General features: G+C 68.4%; 9 protein-coding genes. 4 read left to right on the plus strand and 5 right to left on the minus strand.

Annotation, left to right across the window (positions count from 1 at the left end):
- Nucleotides 1-199 precede the first annotated feature (199 nt).
- On the minus strand, nt 200-1,444 hold the full coding sequence (locus ASD25_RS27290) for a DNA polymerase IV (protein ID WP_055830737.1): 1,245 nt from the start codon (nt 1,442-1,444) through the stop codon (nt 200-202).
- Between the two features lie 294 nt (nt 1,445-1,738).
- Here ASD25_RS27290 and ASD25_RS27295 point away from each other — a divergent pair, with 294 nt between their 5' ends.
- Nucleotides 1,739-2,104 (plus strand): response regulator, encoded by a 366-nt coding sequence (locus ASD25_RS27295; protein ID WP_055830736.1) that lies wholly within the window; start codon nt 1,739-1,741, stop codon nt 2,102-2,104.
- 6 nt (nt 2,105-2,110) lie between these two features.
- Complete coding sequence (locus ASD25_RS27300; RefSeq protein WP_055830651.1) at nt 2,111-3,475, plus strand: PleD family two-component system response regulator; 1,365 nt, start codon at nt 2,111-2,113, stop codon at nt 3,473-3,475.
- A gap of 6 nt (nt 3,476-3,481) precedes the next feature.
- On the opposite strand, the gene ASD25_RS27305 is transcribed toward ASD25_RS27300, so the two are convergent.
- The 3 genes from ASD25_RS27305 to ASD25_RS27315 form a co-directional block, all read right to left on the minus strand.
- On the minus strand, nt 3,482-3,676 hold the full coding sequence (locus ASD25_RS27305) for a hypothetical protein (RefSeq protein WP_055830649.1): 195 nt from the start codon (nt 3,674-3,676) through the stop codon (nt 3,482-3,484).
- Nucleotides 3,677-3,752: 76 nt separating this feature from the next.
- Nucleotides 3,753-3,920 carry a 50S ribosomal protein L33 gene (gene rpmG, locus ASD25_RS27310; RefSeq protein ID WP_055830646.1) on the minus strand — a complete coding sequence of 56 codons (168 nt, stop codon included), beginning with the start codon at nt 3,918-3,920 and terminating at the stop codon, nt 3,753-3,755.
- Nucleotides 3,921-3,992: 72 nt separating this feature from the next.
- A complete protein-coding gene (locus ASD25_RS27315; RefSeq protein WP_055830644.1) occupies nt 3,993-4,400 on the minus strand; it encodes a DUF5990 family protein in 408 nt (135 codons plus the stop codon).
- Between the two features lie 45 nt (nt 4,401-4,445).
- Between ASD25_RS27315 and ASD25_RS27320 the strand changes: the two genes are divergently transcribed.
- Nucleotides 4,446-5,003: a hypothetical protein gene (locus tag ASD25_RS27320; protein ID WP_055830642.1), complete on the plus strand. Its 558-nt coding sequence runs from the start codon at nt 4,446-4,448 to the stop codon at nt 5,001-5,003.
- A 3-nt stretch (nt 5,004-5,006) separates the two neighbouring features.
- Here the strand turns inward: ASD25_RS27320 and ASD25_RS27325 are convergent, their stop codons facing one another.
- Nucleotides 5,007-5,582, minus strand: coding sequence for a superoxide dismutase family protein (locus ASD25_RS27325; protein ID WP_055830641.1), 576 nt, complete (start codon nt 5,580-5,582; stop codon nt 5,007-5,009).
- 125 nt (nt 5,583-5,707) lie between these two features.
- Here ASD25_RS27325 and ASD25_RS33450 point away from each other — a divergent pair.
- Nucleotides 5,708-5,878 (plus strand): hypothetical protein (locus tag ASD25_RS33450; protein ID WP_200943741.1); only part of this gene is annotated, 171 nt, incomplete at its 3' end.

A 5,878-nucleotide genomic window follows, 5' to 3' on the forward strand; every position in this document is an offset into this window, starting at 1 on the left:
GCGGTGCTGACAATAGAGTTTGAGAAAAGCGGAAGATGTTGAACCGGCAGGATATTTTCCCGCCAACCCGACTATAGATCCGGCGAGCAGCGTCACGCGCTTCGCGGGGATGCACGGAGGGGGGACTGTCTTCTCCCCATCGCGGATGGGAGGTAGCGCGGCGGTCCCCCTCCCCACGATGTGGGAGCAGACGTTACGGTCAGTCCTTCAGCGCCCGCCCGGCCACCACGGCTTTCGCGCCGAATTTCGCCCGCAGGGCGTCGATGGCGGTTTCGGTCTTGAGAGCGCGCGCCTCGGTCGTCTCGAACAGGGCCGGGGCGTCGACGGCGTCGACCACCTCGGCCATGCCGATGCCGATCAGGCGGTAGGGTCGGCCCAGTTCGGGCGTCATCAGGGCCCGGCCGGCCGCGAACAGGGCGCGGGCGGTCTGGACCGGCTCGGGCAGGGAGATGCGACGGGTGACGATCCTGAAGTCCGTGCGGCGCAGTTTCAGCACCAGAACCCGGCTGGCCACGCCGTCGCGGCGGGCCTTGGAGGCCAGCTTCTCGCACAGGGGCCAGAGTTCGGCCTCGAGATCCTCAGCCGAGGTCAGATCCTCGTTGAAGGTGGTTTCGGCGCTCATGCCCTTGCGGTCATGGGTCGGATTGACCAGCCGGGCGTCGCGGCCGTGGGCGAGATCGTGCAGCCGCAGGCCGGTCTCGCCATAGCGCTTGACCAGGTCGCGGACGTCGGCGGCGGCCAGATCGCCGACGGTGGCGAAGCCGTCGCTGTTCAGGGTTTTCGCGAACACCGGGCCGACGCCGGGCAGGATGCGGATCGGTTTCGGGGCCAGCAGGTCCTTCGCCCGGGCGCCCAGCACCGAGAAGCCTCGCGGCTTGTCGAGTTCGGACGCCACCTTGGCGAGGAAGCGGTTGGGGGCCAGGCCGATCGAGACGGTCAGGCCCGTGTCTTCCTCGATCTGCTTCTGCAGGCGAATCAGCTGGAAGGCCGGAGGCCCGCCGTTCAGCCGTTCGGTGCCGGCGAGGTCGATCCAGGCCTCATCGAGCGACAGGGTCTGGACCAGCGGCGTCAGCCGGCCCACGGCGCCGAAGATGGCCTCGCTGGCGGCGATGTATTTGCGGAAGTCGGGCTTGATGACGACGGCTTCGGGGCAGGCCTTCAACGCCTTGAACATCGGCATGGCCGAATGGACGCCGTACTGGCGGGCGACGTAGCAGCAGGTGGAAACCACGCCACGCTTGCCGCCGCCGACGATCACCGGCCTGTCGCGCAGCTCGGGCCGGTCGCGCTTCTCCACCGAGGCGTAGAAGGCGTCGCAGTCCAGATGGGCGATGGTCAGCCGGTCCAGTTCGTCATGGCGGACGACGCGGCGCGAATCGCAGACCGGGCACCGGTCGACCTGGTGGTCGCCGGTCCACAGGCAGTCGCGGCAGATGGCTTTCATGCGCAGGAAGGGGCCATGGCGGTCCAATATCCGTCATCCGGGAGGCGGCGCCGAGGGAGGTTCATCACAAGGGACACGAAGAGGCACGAAGACCACGAAGAAGGCCCGGAAGCGGCCCGGCCTCATTGTGCCCTTTGGGGGCCTTTGTGTCCCTTGTGATGAACCCGTCTGAAGGCCGGCTGCGCCGGCGGAGAGGGGCTTCACCCCAACTTAAGACCCGCCGGGCCACAGTGCACGAAGAAGGCGACAAGCCTCCGTGCAGCCGCACTCCATGGGGCGACAGGCCAGGTGATGATGTCCAAGAAAGTCCTCATCGTCGAGGATAACGAGCTGAACATGAAGCTCTTTCATGATCTGCTCGATTCCCAGGGCTACGAGACCCTGCAGACCCGCGAGGGGCTCCAGGCCCTCGCCCTGGCGCGCCTGCACAAGCCCGACCTGATCCTGATGGACATCCAGCTGCCGGAGATCAGCGGCCTGGAAGTGACCAAATGGCTCAAGGACGACGAGGAGCTGAGCCACATCCCCGTCGTCGCCGTCACCGCCTTCGCCATGAAGGGCGACGAGGAGCGCATCCGCCAGGGCGGGTGCGAGGCCTATATCTCCAAGCCCATCTCGGTGATGCATTTCCTCGACGTGGTTCGGAAACATCTGGGGTAGGGACCGATGACGGCGCGCATTCTGGTCGTTGACGACGTCGAACCGAACGTCCGCCTGCTCGAGGCCAAGCTGACGCTCGAGTATTATGAGGTGCTGACCGCCTGCGACGGCGCGACGGCGCTTCAGATCGCATCGGACGAACGTCCCGACATCATCCTGCTGGACGTGATGATGCCCGGCATGGACGGGTTCGAGACCTGCCGGCGGCTGAAGGCCGATCCGGTGACCCGCCACATCCCCGTGGTGCTGGTGACGGCGCTGGACGGGCGCGAGGACAAGATCAAGGGCCTGGAAGCCGGGGCCGACGACTTCGTCACCAAGCCGATCGACGACGTGGTCCTGTTCGCCCGTGTGAAATCGCTGGTGCGGCTGAAATCGGTGATGGACGAGCTGCGCGAGCGCGAGGAGACCGGCCGCCGCATCGGCGTCGACACCGACGGCGCGGGGCGGCTGCGCGGATCGGGCGGGCGGGTGCTGATCGTCGACGACAACGCCCGACAGGCCGAGAAGATGGTCGAACATCTGGCCGGCGAACACCGGCCGACGGTGGAGGCCGATCCGGCGGCGGCGTTGATCGCGGCGCGCGGGCCGGTCGATCTGATGATCGTCAATGTGTCGAGTTCGGAGTTCGACGGCCTGCGCTTCGTGGCCCAGGTGCGGTCGACCGAGGCCTCGCGCCGTCTGCCGATCCTGGCGGTCGTCGATCAGGCCGACAGGCCGCGGCTGCTGAAGGCGCTGGAGCTGGGCGTCAACGACATCCTGCCCCGGCCGGTGGACCCGGAGGAGCTGGAGGCGCGGGCGCGGACCCAGATCAAGCGCAAACGCTATGCCGACTTCCTCAAGGAAAAGCTGGACTACAGCCTGGAGATGGCGGTCACGGACGCCCTGACGGGGCTTCACAACCGCCGCTACATGGCCGGGCAGCTGCAGGGGCTGATGGCCCGGGCGGGCCAGGGCGGCGAGCCCGTCGCCGTGCTGATGATGGACATCGATCACTTCAAGCTGGTCAACGACGGCTTCGGCCACGACGCCGGCGACGAGGTCCTGCGCGAGTTCGCGGTGCGGCTGGCGACCAATGTGCGCGCCATCGATCTGCCGTGCCGTCTGGGCGGCGAGGAATTCGTGGTGGTGATGCCCGGCGCCAGCCTGGAAGACGCCGCGCGCGTCGCCGACCGCATCCGGCGCGACGTCGCGGCCCAGCCGTTCCCGATCATGGGCGGCGCCGAGGGGCTGACGATCACCGTCTCGGTGGGCGTGGCGGCGAGCGCCGGCGGGGGCGACACGCCCGACGCCCTGCTGAAGCGGGCCGACGAGGGCGTCTATGAGGCCAAGGCCCACGGGCGGAACCAGGTCATCGCAAGAGCGGCCTGAGGGGCGTCAGCGGCTCATCCAGGGCTTGGACTTGCCGGTGGCGATGCGCGCGGCCTGTTCGCGCTGGAAGCGGCCGCCACGCGGCGGCTTCTCGCGCGCCTCGATCGCGGCCTGCTTGAGGCGGAGGGCGCGCTGGACGGGGCTCTCGGGAGGCGAGGGCGCAGCGGCGGAGTCCTTCGGATCGTCGGTCGGGTCACTCATCGGGACAATCTAGCACGCAAACGAAAAACGCCCGGCGTTTCCACCGGGCGTTTTCGTATCCAGCAGGGCGTGAACCCTACTTGATCTTGCCTTCCTTGAACTCGACGTGCTTGCGCACGACGGGATCGTACTTCTTGACGACCATTTTCTCGGTCATGGTACGGGCGTTCTTCTTGGTGACGTAGAAGAAGCCGGTGTCGGCCGAGGAGTTCAGGCGGATCTTGATGGAAGCCGGTTTGGCCATCGGGAATTACCTCTGCGACGGCGAAAGCCGCTAAAATAAGAGGCGCGGAACATACTCAGGCGCGACCGGAAGTCAACGACGACTTGCGGTCTTCCACGCGCCGAGGGGCCGGACGGTGGCGCAGGCGGGGGAACCGTCCTTGCCGCGGCCGGGCAGATGGACCTCCAGAACGGCGCCGGGGGTCAGCAGGGCCGGCGGGATGTCGTGGATGTCGATCTTGGCGCGGCGGCTCCAGAGGCTGGCGTGGTCGCCCGCCGACGTGCCGATGCGGATGTAGACGAAGCGGCGCGTCGGTCCCTCCCGGCGCACGAAGGGGCCGGTCATGCGGCCGTCGGGATGCAGGGTGATCGGGACGTCGAACGAGATCGGGCCGTCGCCCGCGGTGACGGGCTCGAACGGCAGGTCGTCACTCTGGAGGCTGTAGCGCACCCCGGGGACCGGATCGTCGATGATGAGGCGAAGCGTCACGGCAGAGGCCATGGGTGGAGGTTAGGCGAGGGGAGCCGGTCGTGCCAAGCTGGGCCCATGAAACAGATCGTCGTTCTGGCCGCCGCCATCGCCCTGTCCGCCTGCGCCACGGCGCCCGCGCCGGTCTCGCCGCAGGACGCCTTCTTCGCCAATCTGAAGGCCCTGTGCGGCCAGAGGTTCGAGGGGCGGGTGGCGACCACGGACGCCGCCGACGCCGACTTCGCCCGGTCGCGGCTGCTAATGCATGTGCGGGACTGTTCGGCGAACGAGGTGCGGATTCCCTTTTGGGTGGGCGAGAACCGGTCGCGGACCTGGGTGATCACCCGAACGGCCGACGGCCTGCGCCTCAAGCACGATCACCGGCACGAGGACGGGACCGAGGACGAACTGAGCCAGTACGGCGGCGACACCGTCACGCCCGGCACGGCGACGCGGCAGGAGTTTCCGGTCGACCAATTCTCGAAGGACCTGTTCACACGCCGCAACGCCACGGTCTCGAACACCAATGTCTGGGCGGTCGAGGTCCGGCCCGCGGAAATCTTCGCCTATGAACTGCGGCGGCCGAATCGCTACCTGCGGGTCGAGTTCGACCTGACCCGGCCGGTCGCCGAATAGGCGTCAGCCGGCCGCCATCACGCCGCAGACGACGCGGTCGCCGGCGCCGCCGATGGGCTGGCTGGTCTGGTCGTCCATCCCGGCGTGAATGACCAGGGCCGAGCCGTCGGCGTCCCACAGCCACTGGCCAGGGCCTTCGCGGGCGATCCGGGCGCGGGTGGTGAAGACCTCGGCGTTCACGCGGCCCCGGGCGTCGGCGAAGACGTTGGGCAGGTCGCCGTCGTCGGGTCCGCCGGCGTTGAGCAGGCCATGGGGCGCCTTCGGGTCGCCGTGGTTTATGTGCCCGCCGGCCGAGGTGAAGGGCGCGGCGCACTGGCCCGTGGCGTGGATGTGGACGCCATGCCAGCCGGGGGTCAGGCCCTCCGCCTCGATGCGAATCAGCAGGCCGGTCGGCCCCTGCGTCAGGATGGCCCGGCCGACGCGCGCGCCGGAGGGATTCGTCAGCGTCGCCTCGCCGAAATCGCCCGGAGCGGCGCGCCCGGACTCCTCGCCGTATTCGGTCGCGGTGACGGTGACGCAGCCTCCCAGGAGCGTGATCAGGGGCAGGGCGGCGAGGGCGGAGAGGCGGGGGAGGCGCATGGTCTGGAATCCTTGTCTGGACGGAGCGTCTCCGGGCGGCCCGGCTTTGCCACGGGGGCCTCTGGATGCTAGAAAACCCGTTCGCGGATCACGTTCCGATTCCGGCCATTTAAAGCCTGATTTCCTTGACTGACGACAGCTATAACGACGCGCTTCCCCCGGCCTCGGGCGGCGGCGGCGGCGACATCTCGACCATCACCATCGAAGACGAGCTGAGGCGCTCGTATCTCGACTACGCCATGAGCGTGATCGTGAGCCGCGCCCTGCCGGACGCGCGCGACGGRCTGAAGCCCGTG

The sequence above is a fragment of the Brevundimonas sp. Root1423 genome (assembly GCF_001426805.1).

Excerpts from the sequence above, each read along its gene's own strand:
- ASD25_RS27290 (WP_055830737.1), bottom strand. The coding sequence starts at position 1,444 with ATGAAAGCCATCTGCCGCGACTGCCTGTGGACCGGCGACCACCAGGTC.
- ASD25_RS27295 (WP_055830736.1), top strand. The coding sequence starts at position 1,739 with ATGTCCAAGAAAGTCCTCATCGTCGAGGATAACGAGCTGAACATGAAG.
- ASD25_RS27300 (WP_055830651.1), top strand. The coding sequence starts at position 2,111 with ATGACGGCGCGCATTCTGGTCGTTGACGACGTCGAACCGAACGTCCGC.
- ASD25_RS27305 (WP_055830649.1), bottom strand. The coding sequence starts at position 3,676 with ATGAGTGACCCGACCGACGATCCGAAGGACTCCGCCGCTGCGCCCTCG.
- rpmG (WP_055830646.1), bottom strand. The coding sequence starts at position 3,920 with ATGGCCAAACCGGCTTCCATCAAGATCCGCCTGAACTCCTCGGCCGAC.
- ASD25_RS27315 (WP_055830644.1), bottom strand. The coding sequence starts at position 4,400 with ATGGCCTCTGCCGTGACGCTTCGCCTCATCATCGACGATCCGGTCCCC.
- ASD25_RS27320 (WP_055830642.1), top strand. The coding sequence starts at position 4,446 with ATGAAACAGATCGTCGTTCTGGCCGCCGCCATCGCCCTGTCCGCCTGC.
- ASD25_RS27325 (WP_055830641.1), bottom strand. The coding sequence starts at position 5,582 with ATGCGCCTCCCCCGCCTCTCCGCCCTCGCCGCCCTGCCCCTGATCACG.